This window comes from Mammaliicoccus sciuri, assembly GCF_002901825.1.
Lineage (GTDB): Bacteria > Bacillota > Bacilli > Staphylococcales > Staphylococcaceae > Mammaliicoccus > Mammaliicoccus sciuri.
This window is the reverse complement of the sequence record NZ_PPQD01000026.1, coordinates 242,984-256,766: the sequence shown is the minus strand read 5'-3', so window position 1 is coordinate 256,766 and position 13,783 is coordinate 242,984. Positions and strand designations below refer to the sequence as shown.

At 32.3% G+C, this 13,783-nt stretch carries 14 protein-coding genes; 10 read left to right on the top strand and 4 right to left on the bottom strand.

Annotation, left to right across the window (positions count from 1 at the left end; translation table 11 throughout):
• Positions 1–31 precede the first annotated feature (31 nt).
• The 3 genes from CD035_RS08595 to CD035_RS08585 all read left to right on the top strand — a co-directional run bounded on the left by CD035_RS08595 (position 32) and on the right by CD035_RS08585 (position 2,007).
• Positions 32–679, top strand: a complete 648-nt coding sequence (locus CD035_RS08595) for a Bax inhibitor-1/YccA family protein (RefSeq protein ID WP_048541258.1) — start codon at positions 32–34, stop codon at positions 677–679.
• 122 nt (positions 680–801) lie between these two features.
• Positions 802–1,515, top strand: a complete 714-nt coding sequence (locus CD035_RS08590) for a YebC/PmpR family DNA-binding transcriptional regulator (protein WP_048541255.1) — start codon at positions 802–804, stop codon at positions 1,513–1,515.
• Positions 1,516–1,527: 12 nt separating this feature from the next.
• A complete protein-coding gene (locus CD035_RS08585) occupies positions 1,528–2,007 on the top strand; it encodes a cupin domain-containing protein (RefSeq protein WP_048541254.1) in 480 nt (159 codons plus the stop codon).
• Positions 2,008–2,064: 57 nt separating this feature from the next.
• Here CD035_RS08585 and CD035_RS08580 read toward each other — a convergent pair whose 3' ends face one another.
• Positions 2,065–3,174, bottom strand: coding sequence for a 5-methyltetrahydropteroyltriglutamate--homocysteine S-methyltransferase (locus CD035_RS08580; protein WP_048541252.1), 1,110 nt, complete (start codon positions 3,172–3,174; stop codon positions 2,065–2,067).
• 127 nt (positions 3,175–3,301) lie between these two features.
• Here CD035_RS08580 and CD035_RS08575 point away from each other — a divergent pair, with 127 nt between their 5' ends.
• Positions 3,302–4,816 (top strand): phospholipase D-like domain-containing protein, encoded by a 1,515-nt coding sequence (locus CD035_RS08575; RefSeq protein ID WP_048541251.1) that lies wholly within the window; start codon positions 3,302–3,304, stop codon positions 4,814–4,816.
• A 96-nt stretch (positions 4,817–4,912) separates the two neighbouring features.
• Here CD035_RS08575 and CD035_RS08570 read toward each other — a convergent pair whose 3' ends face one another.
• Positions 4,913–5,464 (bottom strand): TetR/AcrR family transcriptional regulator, encoded by a 552-nt coding sequence (locus CD035_RS08570; RefSeq protein ID WP_048541250.1) that lies wholly within the window; start codon positions 5,462–5,464, stop codon positions 4,913–4,915.
• A 209-nt stretch (positions 5,465–5,673) separates the two neighbouring features.
• Between CD035_RS08570 and CD035_RS08565 the strand changes: the two genes are divergently transcribed.
• The 3 genes from CD035_RS08565 to CD035_RS08555 all read left to right on the top strand — a co-directional run bounded on the left by CD035_RS08565 (position 5,674) and on the right by CD035_RS08555 (position 8,969).
• Positions 5,674–6,321 carry an HlyD family secretion protein gene (locus CD035_RS08565; protein WP_025907364.1) on the top strand — a complete coding sequence of 216 codons (648 nt, stop codon included), beginning with the start codon at positions 5,674–5,676 and terminating at the stop codon, positions 6,319–6,321.
• Between the two features lie 12 nt (positions 6,322–6,333).
• Positions 6,334–8,226 (top strand): DHA2 family efflux MFS transporter permease subunit, encoded by a 1,893-nt coding sequence (locus CD035_RS08560; RefSeq protein ID WP_048541248.1) that lies wholly within the window; start codon positions 6,334–6,336, stop codon positions 8,224–8,226.
• Between the two features lie 203 nt (positions 8,227–8,429).
• A complete protein-coding gene (locus CD035_RS08555) occupies positions 8,430–8,969 on the top strand; it encodes a ribonuclease FAU-1 family protein (protein ID WP_048541247.1) in 540 nt (179 codons plus the stop codon).
• A gap of 76 nt (positions 8,970–9,045) precedes the next feature.
• Here the strand turns inward: CD035_RS08555 and CD035_RS08550 are convergent, their stop codons facing one another.
• Positions 9,046–9,867 (bottom strand): undecaprenyl-diphosphate phosphatase, encoded by an 822-nt coding sequence (locus tag CD035_RS08550; RefSeq protein ID WP_048541246.1) that lies wholly within the window; start codon positions 9,865–9,867, stop codon positions 9,046–9,048.
• 162 nt (positions 9,868–10,029) lie between these two features.
• Between CD035_RS08550 and CD035_RS08545 the strand changes: the two genes are divergently transcribed.
• Positions 10,030–10,905 carry a LysR family transcriptional regulator gene (locus CD035_RS08545; protein WP_048541244.1) on the top strand — a complete coding sequence of 292 codons (876 nt, stop codon included), beginning with the start codon at positions 10,030–10,032 and terminating at the stop codon, positions 10,903–10,905.
• 54 nt (positions 10,906–10,959) lie between these two features.
• Here CD035_RS08545 and CD035_RS08540 read toward each other — a convergent pair whose 3' ends face one another.
• Positions 10,960–11,607, bottom strand: a complete 648-nt coding sequence (locus tag CD035_RS08540) for an MOSC domain-containing protein (protein WP_048541243.1) — start codon at positions 11,605–11,607, stop codon at positions 10,960–10,962.
• Positions 11,608–11,741: 134 nt separating this feature from the next.
• Between CD035_RS08540 and CD035_RS08535 the strand changes: the two genes are divergently transcribed.
• Both CD035_RS08535 and CD035_RS08530 read left to right on the top strand, forming a co-directional pair.
• Positions 11,742–12,953 (top strand): sugar efflux transporter, encoded by a 1,212-nt coding sequence (locus tag CD035_RS08535; RefSeq protein ID WP_048541241.1) that lies wholly within the window; start codon positions 11,742–11,744, stop codon positions 12,951–12,953.
• Between the two features lie 11 nt (positions 12,954–12,964).
• Complete coding sequence (locus CD035_RS08530; protein WP_048541239.1) at positions 12,965–13,447, top strand: DUF456 domain-containing protein; 483 nt, start codon at positions 12,965–12,967, stop codon at positions 13,445–13,447.
• The last annotated feature ends 336 nt before the right edge of the window (positions 13,448–13,783 follow it).

The following is a 13,783-nucleotide window of genomic DNA, read 5'->3' as shown; positions in this document are numbered from 1 at the left end:
GGTATTACGTTATAAAAAGGAATGATTAAAGATGAATTATGATAACCAATATGCATCTTATCAACAAACAGATACTCATGGTTCCGCCATTAGAAAAACATGGCTATACTTCTTATATTATTGGATAATCTTTGGAGTTGGCACATATGTAGGTCAATTCGTACCACCTGCATTACACTTACCAATTACAATTGGGTTATTTGTACTCATTATGATTTCGTTATTTGTAAAATCGTCTAGAAAATTTGGCGGCCTAATTTCAAATATATATGCATTCTTTATCGGTGTAATTTCATATACGGCCTTTATGTATTATTTAGGCGCATTAGGTACACAAGCCTTTTATGGCAATATTGCATTAGCAATTGGCGCGTTTGCTGCTTTTGGTATACTCGGTTACTTTATGATTGATGACGCGTCAGGTTTAGGAAAATATTTATTTGTAACATTAATCGCATTAATCTTCGCAAGTTTATTAGGTATATTCATCCATAATCCTATTTTCCATACAGTATTATCTGTAATAGGTATTGGACTGTTTCTACTTTATACTGTGTATGATTTTAACCGTATGAAATTAGGGAACTTCTCTCCAAGAGAGATGGGCTTTAATTTGTTTATTAATTTACTCAACATCATCATGCACATTTTAAGACTCGCAAGTATTTTAAAAGATTAAACATAACAAGTCTGAGGCAATTATCGTGTCTCAGACATTTTTTGATTTGTAAACTTTGCCAGATGTAATCATTATTGTATAATAGGTATGTTAAATAACTCACTTGAAAGAGAGATGGAAATATGGGACGTAAATGGAATAATATTAAGGATAAAAAAGCCCAAAAAGACAAAAATACAAGTAGAATCTATGCTAAATTTGGTAGAGAAATATATGTAGCTGCTAAATCAGGTGAACCTGATCCAGAATCAAACCAAAATCTTAAATTTGTATTAGAAAAAGCTAAAACTTATTCTGTTCCTAAACATATTATAGATAGAGCAATTGAAAAAGCTAAAGGCGGATCAGAAGAAAACTTTGATGAGTTAAGATATGAAGGTTTCGGTCCAAGTGGTTCAATGCTAATTGTTGATGCATTAACAAATAACGTAAACCGTACAGCAAGTGATGTACGTGCAGCGTTCGGTAAAAATGGTGGTAATATGGGTGTATCAGGCTCAGTTGCATACATGTTCAATCATACTGCTGTATTCGCATTTAAAGGGAAATCTGCTGATGAAGTTTTCGAACTATTATTAGAAGAAGATTTAGATGTGAGAGATGTTATCGAAGAAGAAGATTTAACAATTGTATACGCAGAACCAGATCAATTTGCACAAGTTCAAAATGTGCTTAAAGCAAATGGCGTAGAAGATTTTGATGTTGCTGAACTTTCAATGTTAGCTCAATCAGAAGTAACATTATCAGAAGAAGATTTACAAACGTTTGAAAAATTAGTCGATGCAATTGAGGATTTAGAAGACGTACAACAAGTATTCCACAATGTTGACTTGTAATGGAGTGTTTAGATGAATAAAGAGAAATGGATAAACGTGCTCAATTTAATACCACATCCTGAAGGTGGTTTCTATCATGAAACGATTAAATCAGAACATGCTTTAAATGATGGCAATGCGTTATATACAAGTATTTATTTTCTATTAGAAAAAAATAATATTTCGCATTTTCATAGAATAGAATCTGATGAGGTATGGTATTATCATGCAGGACAAACATTGACTGTGCATATGATTTATCCGGATGGTCATTATGAAAAAGTGAAAGTCGGCCCAAATATTGAAGAGGGAGATGTATTACAAGCGCTCGTACCAAAAGGCGTTATATTTGCTTCAACTGTTGAAGGTGACAATGACTATGCACTTGTAGGTTGTATGTGCGCACCAGGATTCCAGTTTGAAAAATTCGAACTGTTTACACAGGCTCAATTGATTGAACAGTATCCACAGCATCAAGAAGTAATTGAAAAATACGCTTTCGAAACAATTTAAAGCTTAATATAAAAAATTCCCAATCCGAATGTGTCGGATTGGGATTTCTTTGTGGAATTATAGTTCTCCGTATACTTCTTTAGCAGTTTCGATAACATAAGATAATTTACGCCATTGATCATCTTCAGATAAGATGTTTCCTTCTTCTGTCGAAGCGAAACCACATTGAGGGCTTAAGCATAATTGATCTTTCGAAACGTATTTTGTTGCTTCGTTTAAACGATCAAGAATATTTTGTTTGTCTTCAAGTTCACCAGTTTTTGATGTGAATAAACCTAATACAATATATGCATCGTTTCTATCAAAGTGTCTTAATGGTTCAAAGTCTCCTGAACGATTGTCATCATATTCTAAGAAGAAGCCTTGTAGCTTTTCAGTGAATAGTTCTTTCGCAATTGGTTCATAACCACCTGTAATTGCCCATGATGATTGATAGTTACCACGGCAAATATGAGTTGTAATCAATAAATCTTCTGGTAAATCAGCTAATGCATCATTGACAACTTTTGCTGCTAGTTTGATAGCTTCTGCTTTTTCTTCTTCAGAACGCTCTCTATTTTTAATTAATTGTTTTGTTGCTGCTAATCCAGCCCAATATACATCATCAATTTGTAAATAGCGACAACCTAATTCATAGAATTTAAGGATTGATTGGCGATACGCTTCTGAAACATCTTTCGCGTAATCATAAATATCTGGGTAGATGTCATGGTTTAATATGTTTGGATGGAATAACTGATTTGGACTTGGTATAGATACTTTACTAACAGCTCTTCCGTTTACTTGCTTATGTAAATAATCAAAATGAGCGAAGTGAGGATGATCTGGGTTGTATTGGACTTTTCCTACAACTCTTACGTCATGTTTTTTAGTTTCTACGCCGTTAAATGTTAAACCAATTTCTGGTTCATAATCTTCTACGCCTGTTAAATTTTCTAAGAAATCAAAATGCCAATATGAACGTCTGAATTCACCGTCTGTAATACTTTTTAATCCGACTTCTAATTGTTTTTCAATAATTTTATTAATTTCTTGATCTTCTACTTTCGTAAAATCTTCTTGTGTAATCGTACCTTCTGAAAATTGTTGACGAGCTTTCTTTAAAGGCTCAGTTCTTAGTAAACTACCTACATGGTCGGCACGGAAAGGTCTTAATTGTTCTGTCAATTTACTTCACTCCTGTATATATACTCTAAAAATTCTGAAAAATTCAATATTAATTAAAAATACCAAAGTAATACATCGATGTCAATTTAGTTTTGATATAATAAATAAAAAGGAGGGGATTAAACACATGGCTAATAAAAAGAAAAATATCAAAAAGAAAAGTCAGTCTGTAAAAAGAAAAAAGAAAAATGATAAGTCAAAGCGTAAAAATAAAAAGAAATATATTTATGGATTCCTTTTATTGATTATTGGAATTGTGATAGCTATGAGTATTTATCATGTGTTTAAACCTTTACCACATGGCGTTTCAAAATTGAGCTCAGAAACGATGACAGACCATGTGGAACTATTAACAGATGTCACTTATAAAAACGGGAATAAGATGCAATACAATCAAGAAATATTTGATAAAGTAAATGAGACGATTAAAGAAGCGGATGATTTTATTATTATGGATATGTTCTTATTTAATCATTATCAAACGGGAGATAAGACTTATCCAAAAATATCTAAACGTCTTACGCAATCTTTAATTGATAAGAAAAAAGAAAACCCAGATATGAGAATTATTGTGATCACAGATCCGATTAATTCATTCTACGGTTCATACACGCCTGATAATATTAAGAATTTAAAAGCCAATAATATAGACGTCTATTATACAAATCTTAATGAATTAAGAGATTCTAACCTGATTTATTCAGGTATGTATCGAACATTTTTCCAATGGTTTGGTAATAGTGAAAATGGTAAGTTAAGTAATCCATTAAGCCCTGAAGCACCAGACGTTACGATTAGAGGTTATTTAAATATTTTAAATATGAAAGCAAATCATAGAAAGACTTTAGTTACAGAAAAACATGGCATGATCTTATCTAGTAATCCACATGATCCAAGTGGTTATCATCAAAATGTTGGAGTTAGAGTATCAGGTCCAATTCAAAATGCAATTATTAAATCAGAAATTGCAGTTGCGAATATGAGTGGTGGTCGATACTCACCAAGTGATTTCAAAATTAAAAACAATAGCTGGAATGATAACGCGAAGTATAGTGTGCAATTAGCAACTGAAGGTAAAATTAAAAATCAAGTCATTCAAAATATTAAAAAAGCACAATCTAAAGACCATATTTCAATAGGTATGTTTTATCTTTCAGACAGAGATGTGATTGATGAGTTGATTAAAGCTTCTAAAAGAAATATAGATATCAAATTGATACTTGATATTAATAAAGAAGCATTTGGTAAAGAAAAGCCAGGCGTACCAAATAAGCCGGTTGCAAGTGAATTAATCAATCGCTCAAAAGGAAGCATTAAAGTACGATGGGCTCGATCAAATGGCGAACAATATCACTCTAAATATATGTTGTTTGAGCAAAATGAAAACAATCGTGCCACAATGATATTAGGGTCATCCAATTTAACAAGAAGAAACATTGGAGATTATAATTTAGAATCAGATATCATCATTAAAGGTAAACAAAATGATGCAGCCTTTAAAAAATTATCCAATAACTTTAAACAATCTTGGAATAATAGTGAACACGATATGACTGCACAATACGATGAATTCAAAGACGAAGCACTTTGGAAAAAAGTATTATATAGAATTCAAGAAAGTACAGGTTTATCAAGCTTTTAACAGTATATAAAAAAGACATTCATCGTTAAGGTGAATGTCTTTTTTGATAAGTAGGAAGAGCAGGGTATAACGCACGAAGACAGAGAGATTGCATCATTATCTATTAATCTTAATAATGTTCCGATACATAATATCTGCCATTTTTTCTGGTTTCTCTACACAGCCGTTTTTTAGCCAACTATAAATGGTAGCGATTTGACCACCGACTGTATAGTCTAGGAAGAAATTGACGTCTTGAAGTGTACCTATTTGTGTAATCAATTTTTCAAATCTTAATTTAATAAGTTTGATAAAACTGATGATGAGTTCTTTTTCTGGATGGACAACGAAGACGCTTGTGAAAAATCTCTGATGTCTTGATATGTAGTAAAAGACATTCGTAAAGTACTGTTTAACATACTTTCTTCTTTTATCAGGGGTTTCAAGAATAGATCGCTCTATATTATCCATTAATGTTTCATAGTTCGTCATATGAAACTGTTTAATTTCTTCATACGTTTCATATTTATCTTTAAAATGTGCGTAAAATGTTGAACGATTGATACCACATTCTGCACATAACATTTTTATTGTGATTTCATCAAAATGATAATGTTCTAATAAGTAAACCATATTACTTATGATTAGTTGTCTCGCATGTTTTTTCATAGGTCACCTCGAATAAATACATACCTAATATTTTAACAAAAAGCCGTTCAAAGATACATTCATATACCATTTAAATATGTAGATATTATGAATAATTATCTGATTTTTCCGTCATCTTAACCCGACAAACTTATTTAATTTGTTGGTTTAAATCATCATTCTAGAGCCGTATAATGAATAAATCATTGAAATTTGGAGGAAATAAAGTAATGAAAAAAATAGTGCTTGTAAATGTTATCACTATAGTAATTTTAGTGGCTATCGGTCTAGTAGGATTCCATTATTATAGTGAAGCAACAGATTATGTAAAAACAGAAAATGCAAAAGTTGACGGTGAGCAAATCAAAATTGCTAGCCCAGTATCAGGTAACTTAACAAGCTTCGACGCTAAAGAAGGTAAAACTTATGACAAAGGCGACAAAATCGGAGAAGTAGCTGGTAAAGGTGAAGATGGACAGTCTCAAGAAATGGACATTAAAGCACCATCTAAAAGTACAATCGTAAAAACTTCTGCAACAGAAAACAGTTTAGTTCAAGCTGGATCACCAATTGCATATGCATATAACTTTGATGATTTATATGTAACAGCAAACATTGACGATACAGATGTAGAAGATGTTGAAAAAGGACAAGCTGTTGACGTGTATATCGACGGACAAGAAGCTAGTGTTAAAGGTAAAGTGTCTCAAGTTGGATTAGCAACTGCATCAAGTTTCTCATTGATGCCTTCATCAAATAGTAATGGAAACTATACAAAGGTGACACAAGTTGTTCCAGTGAAAATCACATTTGATTCTAAGCCATCAACAAATGTTGTTCCAGGAATGAATGTTGAAGTTCGAATCCACAAGAATTAAGGAGGGTGTATTATGACATCAACCTTTACGGTGGCTTATATAATTGTAGCAATCCTATTATGGATTGGAATTAATGCATTTGTTTTAAAACGCAAAAAAAGTAAATCAGTTTCTAAGCAAGTAACTGATGAAACAACAGAGAATAAAGAAACACAATTGAAATCAAAAGATGATGATGTTGATCATCAAATAGTACGTTCAAATATTGAGAAAATGGAAGCTGAACGTAAGTCATCTGATTCAGAGATGAATGAAACGACTTCTAACAATATGTCTTCTGAAGGTCAGGATAAAGATTCAGATGAATCACATGAGCATACTGAATTATCTGATCGTGGTATGGAATTAAACGAAGACGAACCAATTAATGAACAAATTAAAAAACATCATGTCAATTTCGTATATGGCAAAGGTATTTCAAGAAACAAAATTTTAGTTGCGATGATGTTTGGTATGTTTATAGCTATTTTAAACCAAACATTATTAAATGTTGCTTTACCGGTTATTAACAATGAGTTTAGTATTTCAGCGTCTACAGGACAGTGGTTAATGACAGGATTTATGTTAGTGAATGGTATTCTAATACCAATCAGTGCATTTCTAATAAGTAAATATTCATACAGAAGACTATTTCTTATAGCAATGACGCTGTTTACGATTGGATCAATTATATGTGCGCTATCATTTAACTTCCCAATGATGATGACAGGCCGTGTTATCCAAGCAGTTGGTGCAGGTGTGTTAATGCCATTAGGTTCAAATGTATTTATGACAATATTCCCACCAGAAAAACGTGGTGCGGCAATGGGTACTTTAGGTATTGCGTTTATTCTAGCGCCAGCAATTGGACCAACATTATCAGGTTGGATTGTCCAAAATTATCATTGGAACATCATGTTCTATGGTATGTTTGCGATTGGTTTAGTGGCAATATTTATTAGTTTCTTCTGGTTTAGAATCTATCAAAAAACATCTAATCCAAAACCAGACGTTCAAGGTATTATCTTTAGTACTTTAGGATTTGGATTATTGCTTTATGGATTTAGTGAAGCGGGTAACGATGGATGGACTTCTTTAACAGTTTCATTATCATTGATTATCGGTGTAATCTTTACAGCATTATTTGTTATTCGTGAAGTCAGAATGAAAAATCCAATGCTTGATATGTCAGCATTAAAATATTCAGGCTTTACATTGACTACAATCATTAACGTTATCGTAACAATGAGTTTATTCGGTGGTATGATTTTATTACCAATCTACCTACAGAACTTACGTGGTTTCACACCACTAGATTCAGGGTTATTACTATTACCGGGTTCACTTATAATGGGCTTCATGGGTCCTATAGCTGGTAAAATGTTAGATTCATTTGGTATTAAACCACTCGCTTTAATTGGTTTAACAATTATGACATTTGCTACTTGGGAATTGACACAGTTAAATATGGATACACCATATACAACAATACTTGTTATTTATATTGTCCGTTCATTTGGTATGAGTTTCATCATGATGCCAATTATGACAGCAGGAATGAATTCATTACCACAACGATTAATTCCGCATGGTAATGCAATTAGTAATACTGTAAGACAATTAGCAGGGTCAATCGGTACAGCCATTCTTGTTACAGTTATGACTCAAAATACGACAACACATTTGGCAAATATGTCAGATAATATGGATTCAACAAATCCAATGATACAAGAACAAATTAAAGCTTTATCAGAATCTGTTGGCGGAGAAGAAGCAGGTACAACTGCACTATTTACATTCTTCAACAAACTGGCTACAGTTCAAGGTATTAACGATGCATTCTGGATTGCAACTTTATTCAGTGTGATTGCTTTAATTTTAAGTTTATTCTTAAAAGGTAAATCTCATTATTTATCAAAAGAATAGTAACGACTCCTAGATATAAAAATATAAATTCATTTTGTATTTTTAAATTATATATTAATGTTTAATTGTTTAAACACTACAAGAAACAGCACTGTTTCTTGTAGTGTTTTTTTAGAATAGTAATTTAATTTATGAAATTCTATATTGAATGCTTTGAATTAGACATGGTTTTTTATATAATGTAAAAAAGGAGTTGGTAACTTATGAAAGTTAAGTATATTGACAAACGTCATTGGCGACGTCTCCTTAATCGCGAATATAAAGAAGTTGTATTGGACACCAATCATTTTCAAGGGCTTGTAGGATTAGTAACAATGGTACAAGTAAAAGAGCCCTTACAAGTAAATGTGGTCGGCAGGGAAATTACAGTTGCGGATAATGGATATAAGTGGATGCAAATCTTACCTGAAAAGAAGCCGTATAGTATTACTGTAATGTACGATAAACAAAATAAACCAGTACAATACTATTTTGATGTGAATTTGAGGAATATCACACAACTTGGAAATGCTAGAACATTAGATTTATGTCTTGATGTTTTAGTGATACCGAAGTCGGGTGAATATGAACTTGTTGATGAAGATGATTTAGAAAGAATGCTTAAAGAGAAGAAAATATCCAAAGCCCAATTCCATAAGGCATATGTTACAGCTCATGAAATTATGTTTAAATTAGAGACGGATTTCAAAGGAATTGAAAAGAAAATCAGATATTGTTTTCACGAAATTATGAATGCGAAGTGATTTAACCACAATGTTATGGCATATTTCTATATAAAAACGAGGAATCCCTTTAAAGTTGGAATTCCTCGTTTTTTTATTATAAGAAGATTAGCGCTAGTATAATTGCTAATGGACCTACGATGAAACAATATTTACTAAAGATACCTAATTGACCACGTTCCATAATGCCTTGTAACCATTTTAGAGAGAAATAACTTGCTACAAGAGATGCAATAAATGCAAATACATATGAAATCATCAATGATGTATCGGGGGGTGTTTCAACAATATCTTTAATACCAAGTAAAGCTGTACCTAAACTTACCGGGATATATAGTAAGAATGAGAATTTAAATGCTGTTTTTTGGTTCATACCTACACCTAATGCACCAACAATCGTTGCACCACTTCGACTTAGTCCAGGTATTAAGGCAACTGCTTGAAATAAACCTACGATAATAGCATCTTTAAGTGACAAATCTTTTTCAAGCTTTTGTCCACGTTTATTCTTAATAAACCACAATGCGATACCAGTGACGATAAGCATGATACCTACCATAATCACACTTTTAGTATCTCCAATAATATCTTTAAAGATAATACCTAGAACACCTGCAGGAATCGTTGCAATGACTAAGTACATAGCAAGTTGGAAATTTTTCTTAATAGATTCGGTACGGTCACCTTTAATATATTTAAGTGTATCAACAATAAGCGTGATAATATCTTTTCTAAATAAGATAAGCACGGCAATTAATGAAGCAGTATTTACAACAATTTCAAACGTTAGACCGTCCGTATGTAAACCTAAAAATTCTTGTGCCATCACAAGATGTCCACTTGAAGAAACCGGAATCGGTTCAGTTATACCTTGAAGTAACCCAAGAAAAACATATTTAATAATTTCTATAATAAGCATGATATGATCCTTCCTATTTAATGTACATGCTCAACTATAACGAATTATGAATCGACTTTCAATTTATGAAATAAAAAAATTTATATTTCGGTCTAAAGTTGTAGGCGTGGTCGTGTATGCAAATCGTGTTATAATATAATGAAAGTAAGGAGTGTGTGTCAATTGAAAGTAGACGATTATAAGTTACTGGTAACATTAGAAGACGTAAAGACATTAAGGAAGGCAGCAGACATTCTATATATATCTCAGCCGGCAGTAAGTCAAAGGTTAAAAACAATTGAAAACTTTTTCGGTATAGATATTTTTATAAGAACAAAGAAGCAACTTATTACAACAAATGAAGGTTCACTTGTAATTGAGCACGCTCGAAAAATGTTAAAAGAAGAACGTTTATTATTAGATAAAATCAGTTCTAAAATAGGCGAAGTAAATGGTAGCATTTCAATAGGGGTATCTTCATTAATTGGACAGACCATTCTCCCACAAGTATTAGGAGAATACACGCACTTATATCCTAATGTAGATATACAATTACAAATTGGTTCAAGTGAACACATTAAACAATATCAGAATGACTTTCACATCATGGTCGTAAGAGGCAACGAAGTTATGAATGTTCAAAATGATCTCCTACTTAATGAGCAGCATTACTTTATATATCCTAAAAATAGAAAACAAGATCTACACCTTTTACCAATGATCGAGTTTCAAGCAGAACCCATTTACTTAAAACAAATAGAAGAATGGTATACAGATTACTTACAACAAGAATACCATGCACTGATTAAAGTCGATCAAATCGCTACATGTAAAGCATTATTATTAAATGGTGTAGGTGTAACAGTCTTACCTGAACTCGTTATAGGTGATATCGATACAAATAAATTTGAAATCAAGAAATTAAATGTCATGCGTAAACCACTGACAAGATCTACATATATATGTTATGAACATAACGTATTACAATTACCACAAGTGAAATCATTCATAGAAGTCTTAAAGAACTATATTAATCAACTTGAGATAGGAAAAAAATAAAAAGCAGAAAAGAAATCTGTATGGATTTCTTTTCTGCTTTCGTTATATTGATTTCTATGACAGACGCTTTCTTAACTTCGTAAATATTTCACGAGTTTCATCATTAATCGCTTCGTGGTTTAAAATATTGTCAATACGTTGTAGATTTTTACTATCTTTAAATCGTGTTTCATTCAATTCATAAATGGATAGTTTAGGCTCAGTTTGCTCAATTAATCTCATATTGTCATTCTGTGCAACGTAACCTTCTTTTAAAACTCTAAAGTAACAGCCTGTTCTATAACTATCAGCCATGCGTTTAACTAAATCTTTAATGCCATATCGTTGTGCGATTGTAGCGCAAGGTTGTCTTGGACATGAAACTTGAATGATTGCTTCACCAAGTTCGTACGTGTCACCAATGTTTAAATCTTTTTCTGTTAAACCTGAAACGGTTATATTCTCTCCGAAAATTGCATACTTTGGTAACAAATCAATAATGTCATCCCAATATGCGTAGTTATCTTTGCTGTAAAAACAGAGTGCTTTTTCAGGTCCACCGTGTCCTTTGTATTGCTGTTCGTCTTCAACAAAGCCTGTATGTGTTAAGTACATTTTATCTTTAAAAGGTTCTTTGAAAATGGCAGTTTTTTTAGATTTTTGATCGCTAAATGTGATGTTAGCAATTTTTCCGACTGATATATAATCTACTTTGTAATTCACTAGAATGACTCCTTTTTTCAATATTTAATAATGATTTTACCGGTTAATGTGAATTATAGCAATAAAGCATTGACGTAGCAGAGGATAAGCTTTAAAGTACAAGCATATAATAAAATATAGGAAGTTGTGAATTCATGTTTTTGAAATTATTTCAAATAAAAAATTATAAACTCTTTACAGCAAATATGGGTTTACTTGGTATGGCAGTTGCGATTACTGTTCCATTCCTAGTGTTGTATGCGACGCAACATTTAGGCATGACGAAAGGACAATATGGGTTGTTAATGGCGCTTGCAGCAGGAGCTTCATTTACAGTGAACTCTATTGTTGCTAGATTTTCAGATAGTGGCAAAATTAATCGTAAATATCTTATCATTACCGCTCTTATTATGGGTGCATTATGTTTCTCCATTTATTTCTACATACATACAATTTGGGTGTTTATTGCACTTTACGCAATGTTCCAAGGTTTAGCTGCACCAGCAATGCCTCAAATGTATGCCTCAGCACGTGAATCAATTAATGAATCAGCTTATAAAGATAGAAGTATATTTGCTAATACAGTTCTACGTTCTACATTTTCATTAGGATTTTTATTTGGTCCTTTAATTGGTACAGTATTGTTAAGTACCTTTGGATATGATGGATTGTTTGGTGGAACGGTGGCACTATTTTTAACAGTTTTAGTATTATTAATTATATTTTATAAAGAACCGAAAAAAGTTATTAAAAATGCTATCGGTAATTTTACAGAAAAGAAAGCACCAAACTTAATGAAAGAACCGACATTATTAATACCATTCTTAGCATTCATTTTGTTACATGTTGGTCAGTGGATGTATACGCTGAATATGCCATTATATGTAACAGAATATCTTAAAGATAATGAATCACATGTCGGATATTTAGCAAGTTTATGTGCGGGATTAGAAGTGCCGTTTATGATTATACTTGGTATTATTGCAAGTAAGTTCAAAACAAAAACATTATTAATGGTTGGTTCTATTTTTGGATTCGGTTATTACTTTAGCATCGGGGTGTTTGATAGTTTCGTAGCAATGTTAATAGGACAACTAGCGTTAGCATTCTTCTTAGCTATTTTACTAGGCTTAGGTATTAGTTATTTTCAAGATATTTTACCAGAATTTCCTGGATACGCATCGACATTGTTTGCCAATGCAATGGTCATCGGGCAGTTAGGTGGAAATTTATTAGGTGGTATTATGAGCGATATAGTTGGACTAGGCAATGTATTCTTTGTTTCAAGTTTATCAATAGCAGTAGCATTTGTATTACTTATATTCACAGTAGAACATACGACACATAACGAAACTAAAGTAAGTTAGGAGATATAAAAATGACAGCAATAAGTTGGATATTAATTATTTTAATGTTTGTAATTGCATTTATAGGATTAGTTAAACCTATTATTCCATCCGTATTATTTATATGGGTAGGGTATTTCATTTATCACTTTGCAATTGATTCAAGCAAATTGTCTTGGATATTTTGGGTAGTAATGATTGTATTTACAATATTTATGATCTTGTCAGATATTATTATGAATAGTTATTTCGTTAAGAAATTTGGAGGTTCTAAATTAGGAGAAACAATGGCAGCAGTCGGTGTCATCATCGGTTGTTTCGTATTTCCTCCATTTGGAATCATAATCGTTCCATTTGTATTAGTATTTGTAACAGAAATTATTCAAAAAGGTGATATCGCAGCTGCAACAAATGCAAGTGTAGGATCATTACTTGGATTCTTAACAAGCTCAATAGCAAAAGCATTGATTATGGTAGTCATGATCATATGGTTCTTTATTGATATTATTATTTAATATAGTAGGGATGGCCTGGTACAGTTCAATAGCTGTATCAGGCTTTTTTGTGGAATGAGGAATATGGGGGTAAGGGTTTGTTTTTGTGTGTGGAGGTTTGTTGAGTATGGACCTATGGGGGCGAAGGTGTATTGGGTATGGTGCAGAGTGTTGTTGAATATGGATGTGGAAAGATGTGAGTTAAAGGAGAAGTAAACACACGAGAACTCATCCAAGTCTTTGCTTAACTACTGACTTAAGCCAAGAGATCGTCCAAGTCTTAGCTTAACTCCCTAATTAAGCCAAGAGATCGTCCAAGTCTTAGCTTAACTCCCTAATTAAGCCAAGTGATCACCC

Bases quoted from the DNA above. Each gene is read 5' to 3' on its own strand.
- CD035_RS08555 (WP_048541247.1), top strand. From the start codon at position 8,430: ATGAAAGTTAAGTATATTGACAAACGTCATTGGCGACGTCTCCTTAAT.
- CD035_RS08550 (WP_048541246.1), bottom strand. From the start codon at position 9,867: ATGCTTATTATAGAAATTATTAAATATGTTTTTCTTGGGTTACTTCAA.
- CD035_RS08530 (WP_048541239.1), top strand. From the start codon at position 12,965: ATGACAGCAATAAGTTGGATATTAATTATTTTAATGTTTGTAATTGCA.
- CD035_RS08535 (WP_048541241.1), top strand. From the start codon at position 11,742: ATGTTTTTGAAATTATTTCAAATAAAAAATTATAAACTCTTTACAGCA.
- CD035_RS08595 (WP_048541258.1), top strand. From the start codon at position 32: ATGAATTATGATAACCAATATGCATCTTATCAACAAACAGATACTCAT.
- CD035_RS08565 (WP_025907364.1), top strand. From the start codon at position 5,674: ATGAAAAAAATAGTGCTTGTAAATGTTATCACTATAGTAATTTTAGTG.
- CD035_RS08590 (WP_048541255.1), top strand. From the start codon at position 802: ATGGGACGTAAATGGAATAATATTAAGGATAAAAAAGCCCAAAAAGAC.
- CD035_RS08570 (WP_048541250.1), bottom strand. From the start codon at position 5,464: ATGAAAAAACATGCGAGACAACTAATCATAAGTAATATGGTTTACTTA.
- CD035_RS08575 (WP_048541251.1), top strand. From the start codon at position 3,302: ATGGCTAATAAAAAGAAAAATATCAAAAAGAAAAGTCAGTCTGTAAAA.
- CD035_RS08585 (WP_048541254.1), top strand. From the start codon at position 1,528: ATGAATAAAGAGAAATGGATAAACGTGCTCAATTTAATACCACATCCT.
- CD035_RS08560 (WP_048541248.1), top strand. From the start codon at position 6,334: ATGACATCAACCTTTACGGTGGCTTATATAATTGTAGCAATCCTATTA.